15 protein-coding genes, 1 tRNA gene and 1 pseudogene are annotated in these 18975 nt (G+C 45.3%); 11 read left to right on the top strand and 6 right to left on the bottom strand.

Annotated features, from left to right (window positions below):
• Positions 1–139 precede the first annotated feature (139 nt).
• Positions 140–400, top strand: a complete 261-nt coding sequence (locus tag IM753_RS10855; RefSeq protein ID WP_194109276.1) for a hypothetical protein — start codon at positions 140–142, stop codon at positions 398–400.
• Between the two features lie 83 nt (positions 401–483).
• Here IM753_RS10855 and IM753_RS10850 read toward each other — a convergent pair whose 3' ends face one another.
• Positions 484–1464, bottom strand: coding sequence for an RluA family pseudouridine synthase (locus IM753_RS10850; protein WP_065256624.1), 981 nt, complete (start codon positions 1462–1464; stop codon positions 484–486).
• 654 nt (positions 1465–2118) lie between these two features.
• On the opposite strand from IM753_RS10850, the gene IM753_RS10845 reads away from it, so the two are divergent.
• The 7 genes and pseudogenes from IM753_RS10845 to IM753_RS10815 all read left to right on the top strand — a co-directional run bounded on the left by IM753_RS10845 (position 2119) and on the right by IM753_RS10815 (position 8745).
• Entirely contained in the window at positions 2119–5937 is a 3819-nt protein-coding gene (locus IM753_RS10845; RefSeq protein WP_194109275.1) for an Rne/Rng family ribonuclease, read from the top strand.
• A gap of 114 nt (positions 5938–6051) precedes the next feature.
• Positions 6052–6128: transfer RNA gene (locus tag IM753_RS10840), tRNA-Pro, on the top strand.
• A 420-nt stretch (positions 6129–6548) separates the two neighbouring features.
• Positions 6549–6773: a hypothetical protein gene (locus tag IM753_RS10835; RefSeq protein ID WP_065256626.1), complete on the top strand. Its 225-nt coding sequence runs from the start codon at positions 6549–6551 to the stop codon at positions 6771–6773.
• 58 nt (positions 6774–6831) lie between these two features.
• Positions 6832–6915 (top strand): annotated as a pseudogene (locus IM753_RS13405) (type II toxin-antitoxin system mRNA interferase toxin, RelE/StbE family); the annotation flags it as partial.
• 116 nt (positions 6916–7031) lie between these two features.
• Positions 7032–7283 (top strand): DUF1778 domain-containing protein, encoded by a 252-nt coding sequence (locus tag IM753_RS10825; RefSeq protein WP_065256627.1) that lies wholly within the window; start codon positions 7032–7034, stop codon positions 7281–7283.
• Positions 7276–7725 carry a GNAT family N-acetyltransferase gene (locus IM753_RS10820; RefSeq protein ID WP_065256628.1) on the top strand — a complete coding sequence of 150 codons (450 nt, stop codon included), beginning with the start codon at positions 7276–7278 and terminating at the stop codon, positions 7723–7725. The genes IM753_RS10825 and IM753_RS10820 overlap by 8 nt, the downstream gene beginning before the upstream one ends.
• 351 nt (positions 7726–8076) lie before the next feature.
• Complete coding sequence (locus IM753_RS10815; protein ID WP_065256629.1) at positions 8077–8745, top strand: hypothetical protein; 669 nt, start codon at positions 8077–8079, stop codon at positions 8743–8745.
• A gap of 88 nt (positions 8746–8833) precedes the next feature.
• Here the strand turns inward: IM753_RS10815 and IM753_RS10810 are convergent, their stop codons facing one another.
• The 5 genes from IM753_RS10810 to IM753_RS10790 form a co-directional block, all read right to left on the bottom strand.
• Complete coding sequence (locus IM753_RS10810; RefSeq protein ID WP_194109274.1) at positions 8834–9982, bottom strand: AAA family ATPase; 1149 nt, start codon at positions 9980–9982, stop codon at positions 8834–8836.
• 56 nt (positions 9983–10038) lie between these two features.
• Positions 10039–10797, bottom strand: coding sequence for a ThiF family adenylyltransferase (locus IM753_RS10805; protein WP_065256631.1), 759 nt, complete (start codon positions 10795–10797; stop codon positions 10039–10041).
• A 149-nt stretch (positions 10798–10946) separates the two neighbouring features.
• Positions 10947–11783, bottom strand: coding sequence for a TatD family hydrolase (locus tag IM753_RS10800; RefSeq protein WP_065256632.1), 837 nt, complete (start codon positions 11781–11783; stop codon positions 10947–10949).
• A gap of 95 nt (positions 11784–11878) precedes the next feature.
• Positions 11879–14746, bottom strand: a complete 2868-nt coding sequence (uvrA, locus tag IM753_RS10795) for an excinuclease ABC subunit UvrA (protein ID WP_194109273.1) — start codon at positions 14744–14746, stop codon at positions 11879–11881.
• A gap of 197 nt (positions 14747–14943) precedes the next feature.
• Positions 14944–15459: a hypothetical protein gene (locus IM753_RS10790; protein WP_065256634.1), complete on the bottom strand. Its 516-nt coding sequence runs from the start codon at positions 15457–15459 to the stop codon at positions 14944–14946.
• Positions 15460–16040: 581 nt separating this feature from the next.
• Here IM753_RS10790 and metN point away from each other — a divergent pair.
• The 3 genes from metN (at position 16041) to IM753_RS10775 (ending at position 18952) form a co-directional block, all read left to right on the top strand.
• Positions 16041–17087, top strand: coding sequence for a methionine ABC transporter ATP-binding protein MetN (gene metN, locus IM753_RS10785; RefSeq protein WP_065256635.1), 1047 nt, complete (start codon positions 16041–16043; stop codon positions 17085–17087).
• Positions 17077–17766, top strand: a complete 690-nt coding sequence (locus tag IM753_RS10780; RefSeq protein WP_194109272.1) for a methionine ABC transporter permease — start codon at positions 17077–17079, stop codon at positions 17764–17766. Before metN ends, IM753_RS10780 begins: the two co-directional genes overlap by 11 nt.
• A gap of 310 nt (positions 17767–18076) precedes the next feature.
• A complete protein-coding gene (locus IM753_RS10775; RefSeq protein ID WP_194109271.1) occupies positions 18077–18952 on the top strand; it encodes a MetQ/NlpA family lipoprotein in 876 nt (291 codons plus the stop codon).
• The last annotated feature ends 23 nt before the right edge of the window (positions 18953–18975 follow it).

Genomic DNA, 18975 nt, shown 5'->3' with positions numbered 1-18975 from the left:
GGGCTTTTTGGGGAAATTGGGTTGATTTGGGGTGGTGGGTGTTTTACAATGGGGTTATTTAAAGATAAAAGTTATGACTATAAAAATTGGGGCGTAGATATGTGTTATAATTATAAATTTAAAACAACAGGGTAATATCATGAGTGAAAAAAGAGAACATAATATCTTAGAAGCTGGCAGAAGAGCCATACATTCGGTTGGTCTTTCTTTTAGTGATGAAATTAAGGCAATTTGTGCCCCACGACTTGAAGCAGCATTTCAAAGAATGCACAATGGTGAAACTACCGCCGCCCAAGAAGAAGCAAGAATGCTAAGATTTTATCTTAATGAGATAAGAGCAATAAAAGCAAGACAGAGATTAAGGGAAGCAAAAATAGAAAGGCAAGACGATGATTATTAAGGTATGTTTTAAAAAGGTGCGTGGTATGCACCCTACTTACTCTTAACTAGCCCTTAACCCAAGTCAAATAATCGCACGCAATCCTAAACCCTATCCCCCACAATCCCCCTGATATCATCAGGCAACTCCGCTTCAAACACCTGCACACCGTCATCACTCGGCACGGCAATCCGCCAAGCGTGTAGGCACAGCCGTTTTATGCCTTTTTGGGTGGCAAGGCTTGCCTGCGTGGGCGACTGATACTTGTCATCGCCAAGCAAGGCATGACCGATACTTGCCATATGCACACGGATTTGGTGCGTGCGTCCTGTGAGTGGACTTGCCTTGACAAGGCTTACCGCCATGCCGTCTATCTCAAAGCTCGCCAGCACGTCTATCACGGTTTGGGACGGTTTGCCGTCTTTATCTACCTTGACCCGTCTTTCGCCATTTTTTAGGGTGTATTTGAGTAGCGGTTTGTCTATTTTTTGACCGCTCTTGACCGCCCCATGCACCACGCACAGATAGTCTTTTTGTATGGTTTTTTCTCTAAAATGGACTTGTAAGTCTTTTAAAGTACTGCGTTTTTTGGCAATCAGCAGTAGCCCTGACGTGTCTTTGTCAATCCTGTGAATGAGTTCTAAATATTTTTTGCCCGTTGCCACTCGCATGGCTTCAATCACCCCAAAACTCTCGCCACTTCCGCCATGCACCGCCAAGCCATGCGGTTTGTTTAGCACAATCAAGCCGTCATTTTCAAACACCACCCGTCCAAGCAAACCCTTGGCAAAGTCGTCCGACACCACAGGCTCATCACGCACCGACAGGCGAATGGGAGCGACACGCACGACATCGCCCACGCTTAGGCGGTCATGGGGCTTACAGCGTTTTTTGTTGATGCGGATTTCATCATCTCTGATGAGCTTATACAGGTGCGAGCGTGGCAAGCCTTTTAGGCGAGCGAGCAAAAAATTATCAATGCGTTGTCCGTCTTGGTTGGCGGTTACGGTCAAAAAATTGACACGGCTAAAATCGCTAATCACATCATCAGCCGATTGGGGCATTTTGGGGGAATTTTGGGTCATATTGTTAAATTTTTAAAATTTTGATAGGAAAATTTGGGTAAATCTGATATAGTTTAGCACGTTACCAAATAAAGTGATGACAAAAGTGAAATTTTTGCCAAAAATGGCGTATTGATTAAAAATACCAAACATAATCTTGGTATTGATTATTTATATTCATCACAGGTAGCCCATAATTTTTTCGGTAATGATTTGAAAAAATGATAGGTTTTCCGTTCGCCCTGAGCTTGTCGAAGGGTGGCAGAAAACCGTTATGGTTCGACAAGCTCACCACGAACGGTTTTCTTGTTGACACACCTTTAAATCAAAACCTATTTTTTATTTTGCACATCAAGGTGCGTAAGATTTTTTGCCAAACACACACAAAAACACAAGACAAACACTGTTTTTGTAGAATTTGCTGTTTGGTTTCATCGGTGCAAGCGATGACTGTATGATAAGGGTTAATCCCAACCAATTTTTTAGGCGTTGAACTGATTTGGTAATGATTTACCAAATGGGTTTTTAGTTTTGTAGATTTTTATTGTAAAAAGCCAAAACAAGGGTGCTGATGTATCCGATTTTTGCAAACCTAACACACCATAAAGCCCAACCATTTGTCTAATAGGCAACGCCCTATCTTACCGCCTTGATGTTTACTTTTTAAGGAACATCATGAAACGCATTCTTATCAACGCCACCCACAACGAAGAAATTCGTGTGGCACTGTGCAAAGACCACCACCTTTACGATTTTGACCTAGAAAATCGCACTCGTGAACAAAAAAAAGCCAACATCTACAAGGGACATATCACCCGTGTTGAGCCGTCATTAGAAGCGGTATTTGTTGAATACGGCTCGGCTCGTCAGGGCTTTTTGCCCCTGCGTGAGATTGCCCCCGAGTATCTCAAAGGCAACCCCCGCACCGACAATATCCGAGACATCATCAAAGAAGGCGACAGCGTCATCGTTCAAGTCGAAAAAGAAGAACGTGGCAACAAAGGGGCTGCCTTGTCCACCTACATCTCGCTGGCTGGGCGGTATTTGGTACTCATGCCAAACAACGCCAAAGGGGGCGGTATCAGCCGTCAAATCTCAGGCAAAGTGCGTGATGAAATGAAGCAAATCATCGCCAGTCTATCAATACCCCGTGGCATGAGTGTGATTGTACGCACGGCAGGGATTGGCAAGGGCTTTGATGACCTACAAAACGACCTAAACCACCTGCTGGATGCGTGGTCATCTATCCTAGAACAAAACCGCACTCGCCCAAGCCCCTGCCTTGTTCACCAAGAAGCAGGCGTGGTTACTCGTGCCGTGCGTGATTATCTGCGTGATGACATCGGCGAAGTGTGGATTGACTCTGAGAACGCCTATAACGAAGCGGCTCACTTTATTGCGTCTGTCATGCCAACCCAAATGGGCAAATTGCGTAAATATACCGATTATGAACCCCTATTTACCCGCTTTGGCATTGAGCGTCAGATTGAAACCGCCTATCAGCGTGAAGTGCGTCTGCCGTCTGGTGGCTCTATCGTCATCGACCAAACCGAAGCAATGGTGGCAATCGACATCAACTCCGCCAAGTCCACCAAAGGCTCGGACGTCTCCGAGACCGCTTACCACACCAACCTAGAAGCCGCCGATGAGATTGCCCGTCAGCTACGCCTAAGAGACATGGGCGGTCTGATTGTCATTGACTTTATTGACATGAACGACCCACAGCACCAAAAGGACGTGGAAAAACGCTTAATTGATGCCACACGCTACGACCGTGCCAGAGTGCAGTTTGCCGAGATTAGCAAATTTGGACTGATGGAGATGAGCCGTCAGCGTCTGCGTCCGTCCCTAGAAGAAGCCACAGGCTATCTGTGCCCACGTTGTCATGGCAATGGCATGATACGGGATTTGCGTTCTTTGGCTCTGTCTATCATGCGACAAATCGAGCAGATTGCCCTAAAAGAGCGTATGGGCGAGATTCAAGCCGAAGTGCCGACCGAGATTGCCGCCTTTTTGCTTAATGAAAAACGTGAAAGCCTTGTGTATCTAGAACAAGACTCAGGCACACGCATTACCATTTTGCCCCATGCTCATTTAGAAAGTCCTAATTTTAGCCTGCACTTCAACCCAGACGGCTTTGCCCCGTCAAGCTATGAGCGGATTGTTGATGTTGAAGAACGTGAAAACATTGACCGTGGTTATGAAGTGAATTGGCAAACCAAAACCGATGAACCGACCACAGTGGCAAACCGTTGGCAAAAGGCGGATAATGCCACCACCAAAGCCAAAGACCAAAAAGGCGACAACAAACGAGACAAAGCCCCCCAAGAGACCCCCAAACAGTCCCAAGAAGTCAAAGCCGTGGCATGGCTGTCCAACCTATTCGCTCCCAAGCCACAGGCACGCCTTACTCATGCCTTAAATAACGCAGACGCTGCCGCCGCCATCGAATCCATCGTCAATGGTGGGGCAAGTAGCTTGGGTGCATTTGGACAAATCAGCCTACCCACCGCTAGCGAGAGTACCCCAGACAAAGCCCCCCAAAAGTCTGACAGAACCGACAAAGCCGAGCGTGGCACCCGCACCGAGCGTGATGACAAATACAAGAAAAAAACCAAACCTGCCAATGATGACAAAAACGACAAGGCAGAAAAGCGTGAAGCCGTCCGTGATACCCAAAGCGACAAGGACAAAAACAGAGCCGACCGCCGTAAAAAAGAACAGGACTACCCCAAGCGTGAGCCACACTCTCAGCGTGAACCTCGTGGCGAGACGGTGCGTGGCGAGACACTACAACCTGCCGACAAAACAGACGTGGTAAATACCAACAGCCATCAGTCAGGCAAAGCCCGCGACAAAGCAGACAAAGGGGCGGATAAAGGCACAGACAAGGGCATGGACAAATCAACAGCCAAGCCCCAAGCCCATGAGCCAAAGCCAGAATCAAAACATGAGCCAAGAGCAGATAAAGGTGCTGACAAACCTGCCAAAGCTGACCGTAGCACACGCAAATCTACCAACCCTGATGAAGTGGTGCTACACGTCAGCCCCATCACCGAGCCCGAGATGACAGGCGATGTGGTGCATGTCTCGCTAGACAACAGCAAACCCAAGCCAAAACGCACCAGAGCTGAAAAAGCCGAACCTGCCGATAAACCTAGCAAAGACAGCGACGTGGCAAACTTGGCGGTGCCAACAGAAGTGCAAGCAGAAGTGGCGGCAGAGACCATCGGTGTGGATGGTGATGTTACTGCACCTGACGATGATATAGGAGCAAATCAAACAGGGCAAGCCACATCCGCCCAAGCAGATGAAGTGAGTACCCATGCTCCTGACATGACACAGCAGACAGATACGCCAACCGCTGATGTCGTGAGTGCAGAACGCCTAACCACACTCGCCCAAGAGATGAACAAGGCAATCAACGACCCCCGAGTCGTGGCAGTCGCCCTGCGTGAGAAGCTCGGTCTGACCAAAGCACAGCCAGCCCCCACCACAACTCGCCCAACCATCACAGGCACGGCAGGTGAGTTTATCCAAAGCGTGTTGGGCGACACCCTGCCCCAAGCATGGCGTGACGACTTTGTGGCACACTTTTTGCGTGCGGTAGATACCATTCACGCTGACAAACCCACAGAGACCCACTCTGCGACAGACGGCGAGCAGGCGTTCGAACAGGCGTTTGCCGAGCAGTTCGCCAACTATGGCTATGCCCCACTCTCAGACGAGTATTTGGCAGACTTTGCCGAGCATACCACCGCACAGCGTGCATGGCACATCGGACAAGGCAAAACCGAAGCCATACCACGTCCCATCGCTCAGCGTGCCAGCAACGACCCCCGTGGTCAGCACCCTGACTTAGGCACACCACCCATCTCTGATGAGACGGTAGGCAAATCTGTCCCGAATGTAGTAGCAGATGAGACGGCAGCCCCTGCCACAGAAGCCCACAAGCCTGAGCCTGTGGACAACCCTGACCTGCCAGCAGGCGACATGGCTGAGCCTTTACCCCCTAAGACAGAGCCTAGCACAAATGACACTACCGAGCCGAGCTTGTTAGAGTCTGCCAGCGATACCATGGATAAAGTGTTAGAATCCGCAGAATCCGCCTTAGAATCTTTGGTGCAAGCCTTGGATGACATCATCAGCCCAGCTGATGAACCCAAAGACGATGGTAAACCAGACGCCCAAGCCCCCAAAGCAGATGATAAGGCTGACAATAAGACACATGATGAGACCACCAAAACCAGTCCTACCAGCTATAAGGACATGATTGAGAGCGTCTCAGGTCAGCTGTTACAACCAACAGGGATTTTGAATTTGGTAACGCCCAAAAAGCCCAAGCCCGCCAAAGCAAAAACCCCAAAACCTGCCAAAACCCCCGCCAAAAGAACATCTAAGGCAGCCCAGAAGGCAGAAGTCGTCAAACGCAAACCCAAAGCCGATGATAACGCTCCACTTGATAACCCATCATCTGATGACAATCAGGCGTGATGAACCGTCATACGAAACCGCTCAAATCTCATTGGGCGGTTTTGCTTTACGATCAAAACATGATTTAAAAATCGCTTGCAATCTGACAAAAACCTGCTATAATAATCGCCTATTCGGGGTGTAGCGCAGCTTGGTAGCGCACTTGCATGGGGTGCAAGGGGTCGCGAGTTCGAATCCCGCCACTCCGACCATACAACAGTCTAGGGCTATCCACAACAGTGCGATAGCCCTTGATTTTTCTAGGCTTTATCCCTTTTCCTTGTCTTTGGTAGTCCACCATAATCTATTGCTATCCATGAATTTTGTTGGTATTTGAGTTTGCCATCACAATATACCAACAATAAGCCTTACAGATACCGCCATTAAATGCTTGCAGCCTAATGACAAATGCACGCCAAATAAGCCTAATAAAATCATAAACTTGTACAAATACACCGCCAAAAATAAAAATAAAAACCCAGAAATGGGGGAAATAAACCAAAAACCCCTGCAAGCCTTATAAATAAAGGCTTTACGCCATTTTCCCCACGTTTTCCCCTAGATTGAGAAAAATGCCTTGATTGGTCGTGTGATTAAATTTATAATGGATACGTACCACACAAGGATTAACCATGATTATTGACCTACCACCGACCACCGCTCACATCATCGAGCGTATTGCCAACGTACAGGGCATTAGTGTTGAGCAGTTTTGTGTCAATAGCGTTTATGAAAAAGCCTTAGAGTTTGCCTATATGCCAAACAGCGAAACCAAACAAGCCATAGATGAGCTTGTGGCGGGGCAGGGCAAGCAATTTGATACGCTTGATGAACTTATGGCGGATTTGAACGCTTAAATTACAACGCTCAAACGCCTTTAAAAGAGACTTTAAAAAGCATGGCGAGCTTGATACCGCTTTGATAGAAGTGCTTTATTTGCTACTGAACAACAAACCTTTACCGCCAAAATACAAAGACCATGATTTAATTGGTAATTACAAGGGGTTTAGAGAATGTCACATCAAGCCCGACTTACTACTTATCTACCAAAAGATGATGAATATTTGTCATTGGCAAGGTTGGGCAGTCATGGCGAATTATTTTAAGGATTAACCATGATTATAGATTTACCACCACACATCGAACAAGCCATTATTGCCAAAGCCCATGAGCAGGGTTTAACGGTGCAGGAAATGCTAGCCAAAGATTATGATGATATTTGGCAGGTGTTAGACCAACACGGCTTAAATGGCGATGAAATCCGCCTAAGTGATGATGAAACACGGCATTTGATGAGCCTACTGGATAACCCCCCAAAACCTAACCCAAAGGCAAGAGCCTTGTTGTTTGGGGATAGCCATGTTTGAGCCATTAGACAAGCACCACGACCGCACCGCCTTTGATTGTGGACAAGATGACATTAACCGCTATTTGCAGACAATGGCAAGCCAGCACCACAAAAAGGGCGTAGCAAGGGTTCATGTATTGGCAGATGACAGCGTTATCAAGGCGTTTTACACCCTATCCAACGCCCATTTTGACAACGCCACCATAAAAGGCTATCCCAAACAAATTCCCATTGTCATCATAGGGCGGATTGGGGTAAGCAAGGATTATCAAGGGCAGGGGCTATCAAAACACGCCATTAGAAACGCCCTAGAACGCATTAAAAATATCAGCACCCAAAGCGGTGTGGCGTTCGCCATGATAGATGCCAAAGATAAGCAGTTAGCCCAATATTATGAGCGATTGGGGTTTATCCGTATCAATGGCGGATTGAAGTTGGCTTATTTGGTTAGTCAAATTTAGATAGGCTTAGATTGGGGCAATCTAACTAGATGATTCAAATTTGAATCATGTATCAGTTTTAGCAGGCTAGGAAGTCATGAGCCGAACGGTGGTTATTTTTCATACCTTAGACCGCCCCGCCTGCCATCTTATTTATTAAGGCATGGTAAGGTATGAGAGCATGGCGATTTATGACTTTAAGAGCCTGTTCATGATTAGAGCATGCCTGCCATTGATAACATTTTTATAAAGTAAGGTCAAAACTTAACACTTTAACTCAATTTTTGTAATGAAAATATCCGTTTAAACAGGCACGCCCACCCTTGACAGAATTGTTTGGCTAATTTAGGATAAATTAAAAAATTACCAATCATGAAATTTATCACCCCCTTACTTATCATCTTATCATGTATGGCGATTACCGCCATGATTTTATTATCCAATAATCAAAGCCAATTCACCCACATCAGCTATGATATGTGTACGCACAAAGAGTTAAGTAAGATTGCCCTAAAACATGGGGCGGATTATATGACCAATCATGATTTTGATATGCCTGCCCTTGATGTGATTGGCGACAAACAAATCATTCAAACAATCCAAGATGAATTTAATCAAATCCAAAGTACGCATTCATCGTCAGATAATTGTCATATATCCAATCTTAAATATCACGCCAAGCACATCAATCCCAAATTAACATCTCACATTCCTGATGACGTGGATTATATCAGCTATGCCCCGCCCAATATCGGACAGGATAAAGCGGTATATTGCCATTATCATTTTAGCGAGCAAATTTTTACCACGCCACACGCACAGTCGCAATGCCATTTTATTTATCTTGATAATGACCGACTTATCACCGAAGACATTAGCGATTTAGAGCGACTGCATTTAAGTTTGATGTATGACACACATCAATTTTATAAACCATACAGCTTTGTTTATAAATGGCATGATAACACCCATTTACGCTATGGCATGACTTTTGCTACTCAGGTGAATAATCAGCGTTATGGATATGATGGTATTTATTAAGGGTAATTAACATATTTTTAAAAATAAAAATAAGGGCAAATTTAATTTACCCTTATTCATCTATTTAAAATCATTATAACCAATAGATTTAAACAAACCCAAACCCTACTTTTTTATCATCAACCGCTTTATATTCTTTTTCGTCAATGTGGGTTAATTCGGCAAGGGTCATCTCTTTATCCACCGTGATGTTTTTGCCAATGGATTTTAGATAAGCATTGCATTTTTCAATGGATAATTTACCAAATTGATATTCGGCAATGAGTCGCCCACGTCTTAATAAGGCATGGTCAATATCCATTAAATCAGCATTAAAGGTGCAAATAAACTGGCACTCTAATACGTCTGACAATATCCCGTCAGCGATATTGAGAATAATCCCCACCACGTCCGTTTGATTGCCACCGCCCACACGCTCGGCAATATAGTTTTCACAGTCTTCTAATACCAACACCGAATTTTTTTGTTCAATAAGCATACTCATAAATTCAGGTTTGGCAAGCTCGCCAATCATATTATTTGGCACAAAGATAAAATCCTTATCAGGAATTTGGGCGGTGAGCCATTTGATATAATTGGTCTTGCCCGTCCCTGCCAAGCCGTGCAATAATACCACGCCTTTTTTGCCTTGTGCCAATTCATCTTTGACTTTATGATGAGTTGGCAAAAAGTCGTCATTATACATTGTCTGCAAGTCGAGCGTATAAGGTTTAATACTTTGGTGTCTAAATACCAAATCTCGCCCTTCTTTTAATAATAGAAATACCTTGCTGTCTTTTGAGATATATTTTTCCAAATACTCATTAAAAAAGGCACGGATATTAGTTAGGGCATTTTCATTGGTTGGGTCATAAAAAATACGATTTACCTTTAAAAAACCCGATTCAAAAATGGTTTTGTCGTATTCATTGCTTAGATTTTCTTTGGCAATGATAAATAATTCGTATTTTTCATAAAAGTAACACAATTCATTTTCATAAAAAACATGGCTTTTTTTATCAAATGCCACAGGGTGATAATCGGTGCATTTAATAAAATCCACCAATTTGTCTTTTTTAATCACCATATCATGAAAATCAACACTGGGTAATAATGAATCTAATAATTCATTATAAGGATTATCATAAGTAGAAACAGCATGGTCTAAATCTTGGGAAGTAATTTGATATTGATTATCCCTAAATATTTCAGTGATGACCTTTCTAGGACGATAATGTTTGGATTGTAAAATTTTCATAAGATAACTTCGTTTTTTGTGAGTTTATTAACCAAATAAAATGATAACAGATAAAATTAAAAATTACCAATCATCTTTAAGCATTCGCTTGCCATTATCATGCCTACGCTTGCCGTTACCGTTACTGCCGAGCCATAACCACCACAGTTAAGTCCGCTCTCGCAAGCATTGGCAAGTTTTAAAGGTTCGGACGAATAGACGCATTTCATGCCAAACTTTTCTTTTAAAGATTTATTGATATTTTTATCTCTTAGGTGTTGGCGTAATTTGGCAAGTAAGGGGTCTTGATACACATCTTTTAAATCGCTCACTTTTATTTGCAAGGGGTCAATTTTTCCCCCTGCTCCGCCTGAGATGATGAGCTTGACTTTATTAAATCGGCAATATAGGGCGATTGCCAATTTGGCATTCATATCGTCCACACAGTCCAATATAACAAGCGGTCTTTTTTTGGCTTTGTAGTCTTTTATGGTTTCAATAGTGGGTAATAATTCATGAATATTATTAGGCGTGATAAATTCATCAATAACATTGATTTTGATATTGGGGTTAATGCCTACCGCCCGTTTTGTCATCTCGCCGATTTTGGATTCGCCAAAGGTGTCGGTTAGGGCGGGCAGTTGGCGATTGACATTGCTCTCCACCAGCACATCCATGTCAATGAGCGTCAGCTCGCCCACGCCAGTGCGAGCAAGGGCTTCTGTCGCCCACGACCCCACGCCACCAATACCGATGATAATAACGTGAGCATTGGCAAATTTATCAAAATCATCTTGATATAGCGTGCGTGTGCCTGTAAATCTGCGGTTGGTCATTTTATTTTACTCTTTAAATTTTATTGATTTTTAAATAAATTAAGCGAATTAAAAAAACCGTTCGCCCTGAGCTAAGTCGAAGGGTAAAACGGTTTTTCGTCATGGTTCGACAAGCTCACCACGAACGGAAAAACCCATTAAAAAATCATTTAATGATATTCAAAATTAGTTTTAAATGCGTCATTGCTGTTTTGCCAAAGTTTATATGCCAAAGTCTCTTTATCCATATTAAATAATACCGCCAATTCATCTAAAACATAAATCAAATTTTTGGGTTCATTAAAATAATTACCGCCAGTTTGAGCAGGAATAGGATTCATATCAGGGCAATCGGTTTCAATCACAAAAGCAGATATGCCAATTTTATCAAACACCGTTTTTACCGCTTGGCGTAATTTTTTGGCATTGGGGTTGGTGATTTGTCCTGTAATGCCAATTTTAAAACCCAATTTGGCAAAATGCAATGCTTCATTTTCGCCACCGCTAAAACTGTGAGCAATACCGCCTTGATTATGGGCGTTATATTTTTGTGCTTTTAAAAGTTTTAGGGTGTCAGCGTGCGATTTACGAATGTGCAATAAAATGGGTAAATCATGCGTTTTTGATAAGCCGATTTGTTCTATAAAAAAACGGCATTGTTTATCATAACTATCCGCCCGTTTTAATTCGTCAGGATAAGTATCAAGCCCTATCTCGCCAATGGCAATGTTGGGATATTTTTTTAGATAATTATCCAAAAGAATTAAATCATCATCGCCATGCTCTTTGATATATAACGGGTGCAAGCCACACGCTAAATGGTGCTTGATTGGGTAATGGGTGTCGGCATAATGCTTGACCTGTCTCATTCTGTCAAAATACTTTGCCAAATAGCCGATAAGCACCACATGACGCACGCCATGAGCAAAGGCGGTGTGATTATAATCATCTCGCTTATTATCGTATTCGGGTACGTCAAAATGGGTGTGGGTGTCAAATAAATACATGAGCTACCTTTTTGGCGGATTGGGACTACTTCGCCTTGGTATCAATAACAGTGCCAAGGCGGTTAGGGTGAGTTTAAGCAGTTTGGATTTTTTCATCAGCCCTTATCCAGCACCATTTTCAAAAACCGCCCCGTATGCGACTTTTCGTCTTGTGCCACTTGTTCGGGCGTGCCTGTGGCGACAATCTCACCCCCACCTGAGCCACCTTCATAACCCAAATCCACGATATGGTCAGCGGTCTTGATGACGTCCAAATTATGCTCAATGACCACCACCGTATTGCCCTTATCACGCAGGGCGTGCAGAATGTCAAGCAGTTTGGCGATGTCTTCAAAATGCAGTCCTGTGGTCGGCTCATCTAGGATATACAGGGTTTGCCCTGTGTCCCGTTTGGCAAGCTCTTTGGCAAGTTTGACCCTTTGGGCTTCGCCCCCTGATAAAGTCGTGGCGGATTGCCCAAGCTGAATGTAGCCCAAACCCACTTGCATGAGAGCTTCTAATTTACGATGAATGGCAGGGATTGCTTCAAAAAACGCCAAGGCATCTTCTACCGTCATGTCCAGCACGTCCGAGATAGATTTGCCCTTGTAGTGGACTTCTAGGGTCTCACGGTTGTAGCGTTTGCCATGACAGACATCGCACGGCACATACATATCGGGCAAAAAGTGCATTTCTACCTTTATCATGCCGTCCCCTTGACAGGCTTCACAGCGACCGCCTTTGACGTTAAAACTAAACCGCCCTGCCTTATAGCCCCTTGCCTGAGCTTCGGGGGTTTGGGTAAATAGGTCTCTGATGAGCGTAAACACGCCCGTATAAGTGGCAGGGTTGGAGCGTGGCGTGCGACCGATTGGCGACTGGTCTATGTCCACCATTTTATCAAGGTGTTCAAGCCCTGTGATTTTGTCATACGGCTCTGGCACGAGCGTGGTTGCATTATTTAGGTGCGTGGCGGACAGTGGCATGAGCGTGCGGTTGATGAGCGTGGATTTGCCCGAACCCGACACGCCTGTGATACAGGTCATCACACCGATTGGAATGGCTAGGTTTACATTTTTTAAATTATTGCCCTTGGCTCCGTCTAGGCGGATATACAGGGGTTCGGTAATGGTTTTTTTGCCTTTTTTAATCTCGCCTGTCTTGGCACTGTGGCGGATTTTGGGAATTTCAATGCGTTTTTTGCCTGATAAATATTGCCCTGTTAATGAATCATCATTTTTGGCAATCTCGTCCGCCGTCCCTGTGGTAATCACACGCCCCCCATGCACGCCTGCCCCCACGCCAATGTCAATGATGTGGTCAGCGGTACGAATAGCATCTTCGTCATGTTCCACGACAATGACAGTATTGCCTAGGTCTCGTAGGTGCGTTAAGGTGGATAACAGGCGGTCATTGTCTCGTTGGTGCAAGCCAATGGACGGCTCATCTAGCACATACATGACCCCCATAAGCCCTGCTCCGATTTGGCTTGCCAAACGGATACGCTGGGCTTCCCCACCCGATAGGGTCTCGGCAGAGCGGGCAAGGGTTAGGTATTCTAGTCCCACTTTGGTCAAAAAGCCCAAACGCTCACGAATTTCTTTAAAAATCTTATCCGCCACTTCGCCTTTGTGTCCGCCGATGTGCAGGTTTTTATAATACTCCCACGCTTGCCCTATCGGCAGATGAATGATGTCGCCCACGCCCCGTCCGTCCACTTTGACACTGCGGGCGATATCATTTAGGCGAACGCCATTACAGACATTACAAGTGGTGTCAGATAAATATTGGGCAAGCTCATCTCGCACGATGTTGCTTGTGGTGCTGTGATAACGGCGTTCTAGGTACGGCAAAATCCCTTCAAATGGCACGGTTTTGGTTGTTTTACGCCCACGCTCATCGGTAAAGTTAAAGGTCAGTTTTTCTTTACCCGAGCCGTTTAGGATAATGGTTTGTTCTTTTTTGGTTAAATCTTGCCACGGCTTATCCATGTCAATGCCAAAATGCGTGCAAACGGTTGTCAGTAGCCCAAAATAATACGCATGGCGTTTGTCCCAACCGTGTATCGCCCCTTGATTTAAGGATTTGGCAGGTTCGGTAACGATACGTTCGGCAGAGAAATACTGGCGTTTACCCAGACCATCGCAGGACGGACACGCCCCAGCAGGATTGTTAAAGCTAAACAGGCGTGGCTCCAACTCACTCACCGCCCTATCGCAGGCAGGGCAAGAGTGCTTGGCAGACAGCACCGTCTCGCTCTCATCGTCCATGTTGTGCAAAATTGCAATGTCCGAGCCGAGCCGTAACGTGGTCTCTAAACTCTCCGCCACTCGGTTACCCAAATCATCTCGCACCTTAAATCTATCCACCACCATGTCTATGGTGTGTTTGTGCGTTTTGGCAAGGGTTGGTAGCTCGTCCATGTCGTATACCGTACCGTCAATGCGAACTTTGGTAAAACCCTGTGCCTGCAAGCTCTCCAACAGGGCGATATGCTCACCCTTACGCTCACGCACGACAGGGGCAAGGAGCATGAGCCGAGTGCCGTCAGGTTTGGCAAGAATATCATCCACCATTTCGCTCACTGTTTGGGCAACCATAGGCAAACCGTGTTCAGGACAATGGGGCGTGCCGACACGAGCGAACAACAAACGCAAATAATCATACACTTCGGTAATCGTGCCGACTGTGGAGCGGGGGTTGTGGTTGGTTGATTTTTGTTCAATGGCAATGGCAGGGGATAAGCCTTCGATGCTATCTACATCAGGCTTTTCCATTTGTGATAGAAACTGGCGAGCATAAGCGGACAGGCTCTCCACATAACGTCTTTGCCCTTCGGCGTAGAGCGTATCAAAAGCCAGCGATGATTTGCCCGAACCCGACAAACCTGTAATCACGACCAGTTTGTCTCGTGGAATATCCACGTTAATGTCTTTTAGGTTGTGGGTTTTTGCCCCTTTGATACTGATGTATTCGTGTGCCATGATGTGCCTTATTTGATTAGTATTTTGATAAATATTTTGGTAAATATGGGTTTATAAATGGGGATGTTTTTAAAATTTGAAATGGCAATAACCAAAATTTACAATGATAAAACAGCACAAAAAACCACCCAAATGCAGAACTTTTGGGTGGTTTATTTTATGAGCCTAATTAAAATTAATCGGGCAAATTTAACTTCTTAGTTTTTCACACGATACCATGCATCACGGGCAGCAAGTTTGGCTTGTTCCCACGCCAGACGTGATTCGCCTTTGACTTCATTCCACGAACGCTCCAAATCACTCTCATGATCTTCAAAGCGAGCATCAGCAGGATAATGCGGACGGTTAGCATAACCTACGGCATAAGCAGGTAGGTAGTCACGGTCATAGTCATAGCCTGCCACATAGTTTGGCGATGCGGCATAGTGAGCACGCCAGTAGGCTTCTTCTACGGTTGGGTCAAAGGCTTCGCCTGCGGCACTACCTGCACCACCACCAACAACAGCACCCACGGCACCACCAATCAACGCCCCTAGCGGCCCCGCCAATGCACCGATGGCTGCCCCTGCGGCTGCACCACCTAGACCACCAACGGCTGTACCCACTGGGTGTGAACCCGGCTCGCCTGTGATTGGGTCAGCGTTTAGGTCTGCTTTGGTCTCATCAGACATGTTTTTTACAACGTCACGGTCGATATTGTCATGGTTACTCATGGTGTATTCCTTATTAAAAATGGATTAATGTTACTTAGTTACTTGCTGAATTAGGTAAAGTGAAACTCTATTTTCTGTTAATGTTGATTTATCAAATGTTATTTAAAATAACATCTCACAAATACCATCAAAATCATCCAAAACCAACCTTACCTACGATGCCAACTCTGCTACATCACTCATGCTAATCATCTTAGTCCAACAGATGCCAAGCATTTATCTAGCACTCATTTGTCGTTGGCGATGGGTGTATGATAGGGGATTTTTGGGGTGCGTGATAGCCACAAAATGTAAAGTCATGGGTGGTCTTGTGCATGCTTTACCCTAGAAATTTTAAAAATGTTACACCATTGTTGCAACTGTCGTGGTTGTGCGAATGCATTAAGTAAAATGTAATTTTGCGTAAATTTTGGACAATCCGCCACACAAAAACTTCAATTTTTGACATTGGTTTTGATATCAATAAGTCATCAAGCACCCACATGGCAAATTATCATCACAAACCCACCAATTCATCAATTTTTGCCATAATGTCTTAGCAATCCATGCTATAATAACCAATTTCCCCAAATTTACCCATTATGATAAGATTACAAGGCGTCAGCAAAACTTTCGCCATAAAAAAAGACGGCAAACCCACGACCTTTACCGCCCTACAACCGACCGATTTGACGGTGGCAAAGGGCGAGATTTTTGGTGTGATTGGAGCAAGCGGAGCGGGCAAATCCACGCTCATTCGCTGTGTCAATCTCCTAGAACGCCCCACGACAGGACACGTTTTTGTGGACGGTGTGGACTTGATGAGCCTAGATAACGCCGCCCTTATCAAGGCTCGCCGTCATATCGGCATGATTTTTCAGCAGTTTAACCTGCTCTCATCTCGCACGGTGTTTGATAATGTCGCCCTTAGCCTTGAACTCTCCGGCACGCCCAAACACGTTATCAAACAAAAGGTAAGCTCCTTGCTTGAACTCGTGGGCTTATCCGAGCGTCATCACGCCTATCCGTCTAGCTTATCAGGCGGTCAAAAACAGCGTGTTGCCATTGCCCGAGCGTTGGCAACCGACCCCAAGGTTTTGCTCTGCGATGAAGCGACCAGTGCCTTAGACCCTGCCACGACAGGGGCGATTTTGGATTTATTAAAAAAAATCAACAGCGAACTTGGCATTACCATACTGCTCATCACGCACGAAATGGACGTGGTCAAACGCATTTGTGATAAAGTGGCGGTCATTGACAAGGGCGTGTTGGTGGAACAAGGCACGGTGGGGCAGATTTTTGCCAATCCCCAAACCGAGCTTGCTCACGACTTTATCAAGGCGACTTTTCATGTGAGCTTGCCTGATGAATTTTTGGCACGCCTGCACGCCCATGAGACGGACGGCACTTATCCTGTGATACGCTTTGAATTTAGTGGCAAAACGGTGGACAGTCCGCTTTTTTCGGAGGCGACACGGCGATTTGGCGTGGCGTTTAACATTTTGACTTCACAAATGGACTATGTGGGCGGTGTCAAGTTTGGCGTAACCATTAGCCAAATGATAGGCGAGCGGACGGCGTGCGTGGAGGCGTTGGCGTTTTTTACAGAACATCATGTTGGATTTGAGGTGTTAGGCTATGTGGCATGAGATTTATCAAGGCTTTATGAGCGAGCTGACCCCCCAAATGTGGCAAATGGTCTATAAGTCCACTTACGAGACGGTCTATATGGGGCTGGTCTCTACCGCCATATCGGTGCTGGTGGGGCTACCGCTTGGGTTTTTGGCATTTTTGACGGGCAAGGGGCGGATTTTGGCAAACAAGCCCTTATTTGCCATATTGGACGTGGTTATCAACGTGGGGCGGTCGGTGCCGTTCATCATTTTGCTCATTATTTTGTTGCCCTTTACTCGTCTGATTGTGGGGACGACCTTGGGGACGACCGCCGCCATTGTGCCACTTGCCATGACCGCCATTCCTTTTGTGGCAAGGCTTACTGCCAACGCCCTAGCCGAGATTCCCACAGGTTTGACCGAATCGGCTCACGCCATGGGGGCGACCAACTGGCAAATCATCACAAAATACTACTTCCCCGAGAGCCTACCCATACTCATCAACGCCATAACGCTCACGCTCGTCTCGCTCATCGGCTACTCAGCCATGGCAGGTGTGGTGGGCGGTGGTGGGCTGGGCAACCTTGCTATCAGCTATGGCGAACATCGTGGCATGGTCTATGTCAAATGGATAGCGACCGTCATCATCGTGGCGATTGTCATGATATGCCAAAAAGTGGGGGATATGCTTGCCGAGCGGTTTGATCACAGATGATATGCCAAAATGGCATAACCTTTTGTTAAAATTTTAGCCAAAATTCATATTGAAGTTTGGCTAATTTTTTGCTTTAATATGCTAAAATTTATTGTTGTCATGATTTTGTCATTTGATAAATTTAATAGACTTCTTGCAATACTAGGTTTTCCGTTCGCTCTAAGCTATGCCTTCGGGTGAAAGAAAACCTTTTCATGGTTCGACAAGCTCACCACGAACGGTTTTCTTTAATTCTAAGTTTTGCAAGAAGCCCAATGATTTTAAATTGACAAACAGATAAATATCATTCCTTTTTAAACAGAGAACTCTTATGAAAGCAAACAAATTTTTTGGTCTGTGTGCCTTAGCATCAGGCATTGCCCTAGTTGGCTGTGGTGGCGACAAACCTGCCCAAACCGAAACCAAAACCGACACAACCGCCCAAACCACAACGGCAACCACAACCGCTTGCCCTGCTGGCGACCCCAACAAAATCAAAGTGGGCGTGATGAGCGGGCCTGAACATAAAGTTGCCGAAGTGGCTGCCAAAGTCGCCAAAGAAAAATATGGTTTGGTGGTAGAATACGTTGAGTTTAACGACTACGCCCTGCCCAACACCGCTGTCTCCAAGTGCGACCTAGACGCCAACGCCATGCAACACAAGCCCTATCTTGACAAAGACAGCCAAGAGAAAAAACTGGATAATCTGGTCATCGTAGGCAATACATTCGTATATCCACTGGCAGGCTATTCTAAAAAAATCAAAAGCATAAGCGAGCTTAAAGACGGTGCTATCGTGGCGGTGCCAAACGACCCGTCAAACCTAGCTCGTGCATTGATTTTGCTTGAAAAACAAGGGCTTATCAAGCTAAAAGACAACACCAACCTATTCTCAACATCGCTTGACATCGTAGAAAACCCCAAAAAACTTGAAATCAAAGAAGTGGATACATCAGTCGCCGCTCGTGCCTTAGATGACGTGGATTTGGCGGTGGTGAACAACACTTATGCCGGTCAAGTGGGCTTAACCGCCAATGACGGCGTGTTTGTTGAAGACAAAGATTCGCCTTATGTGAACATCATCGTTGCCCGTGCCGATAACAAAGACTCGGACGCTATCAAAAACTTCGTTCAAGCCTATCAGTCTGATGAAGTGGAAGCCGAAGCCAAAAACCAATTTAAAGACGGTGTGGTCAAAGGCTGGTAACTGACCAAAAATAAGGGCAATAT

The organism is Moraxella sp. K127 (genome assembly GCF_015223095.1).
Taxonomy (GTDB): domain Bacteria; phylum Pseudomonadota; class Gammaproteobacteria; order Pseudomonadales; family Moraxellaceae; genus Moraxella.
The sequence above is the reverse complement of the archived record's forward strand: the minus strand, read 5'-3'. Positions and strand labels throughout refer to the sequence as shown.

Excerpts from the sequence above, each read along its gene's own strand:
- IM753_RS10810 (WP_194109274.1), bottom strand. The coding sequence starts at position 9,982 with ATGAAAATTTTACAATCCAAACATTATCGTCCTAGAAAGGTCATCACT.
- IM753_RS10825 (WP_065256627.1), top strand. The coding sequence starts at position 7,032 with ATGATTATAGATTTACCACCACACATCGAACAAGCCATTATTGCCAAA.
- IM753_RS10845 (WP_194109275.1), top strand. The coding sequence starts at position 2,119 with ATGAAACGCATTCTTATCAACGCCACCCACAACGAAGAAATTCGTGTG.
- IM753_RS10815 (WP_065256629.1), top strand. The coding sequence starts at position 8,077 with ATGAAATTTATCACCCCCTTACTTATCATCTTATCATGTATGGCGATT.
- IM753_RS10850 (WP_065256624.1), bottom strand. The coding sequence starts at position 1,464 with ATGACCCAAAATTCCCCCAAAATGCCCCAATCGGCTGATGATGTGATT.
- IM753_RS10820 (WP_065256628.1), top strand. The coding sequence starts at position 7,276 with ATGTTTGAGCCATTAGACAAGCACCACGACCGCACCGCCTTTGATTGT.
- metN (WP_065256635.1), top strand. The coding sequence starts at position 16,041 with ATGATAAGATTACAAGGCGTCAGCAAAACTTTCGCCATAAAAAAAGAC.
- IM753_RS10780 (WP_194109272.1), top strand. The coding sequence starts at position 17,077 with ATGTGGCATGAGATTTATCAAGGCTTTATGAGCGAGCTGACCCCCCAA.
- IM753_RS10855 (WP_194109276.1), top strand. The coding sequence starts at position 140 with ATGAGTGAAAAAAGAGAACATAATATCTTAGAAGCTGGCAGAAGAGCC.
- IM753_RS10800 (WP_065256632.1), bottom strand. The coding sequence starts at position 11,783 with ATGTATTTATTTGACACCCACACCCATTTTGACGTACCCGAATACGAT.
- IM753_RS10805 (WP_065256631.1), bottom strand. The coding sequence starts at position 10,797 with ATGACCAACCGCAGATTTACAGGCACACGCACGCTATATCAAGATGAT.
- IM753_RS10835 (WP_065256626.1), top strand. The coding sequence starts at position 6,549 with ATGATTATTGACCTACCACCGACCACCGCTCACATCATCGAGCGTATT.
- IM753_RS10775 (WP_194109271.1), top strand. The coding sequence starts at position 18,077 with ATGAAAGCAAACAAATTTTTTGGTCTGTGTGCCTTAGCATCAGGCATT.
- uvrA (WP_194109273.1), bottom strand. The coding sequence starts at position 14,746 with ATGGCACACGAATACATCAGTATCAAAGGGGCAAAAACCCACAACCTA.
- IM753_RS10790 (WP_065256634.1), bottom strand. The coding sequence starts at position 15,459 with ATGAGTAACCATGACAATATCGACCGTGACGTTGTAAAAAACATGTCT.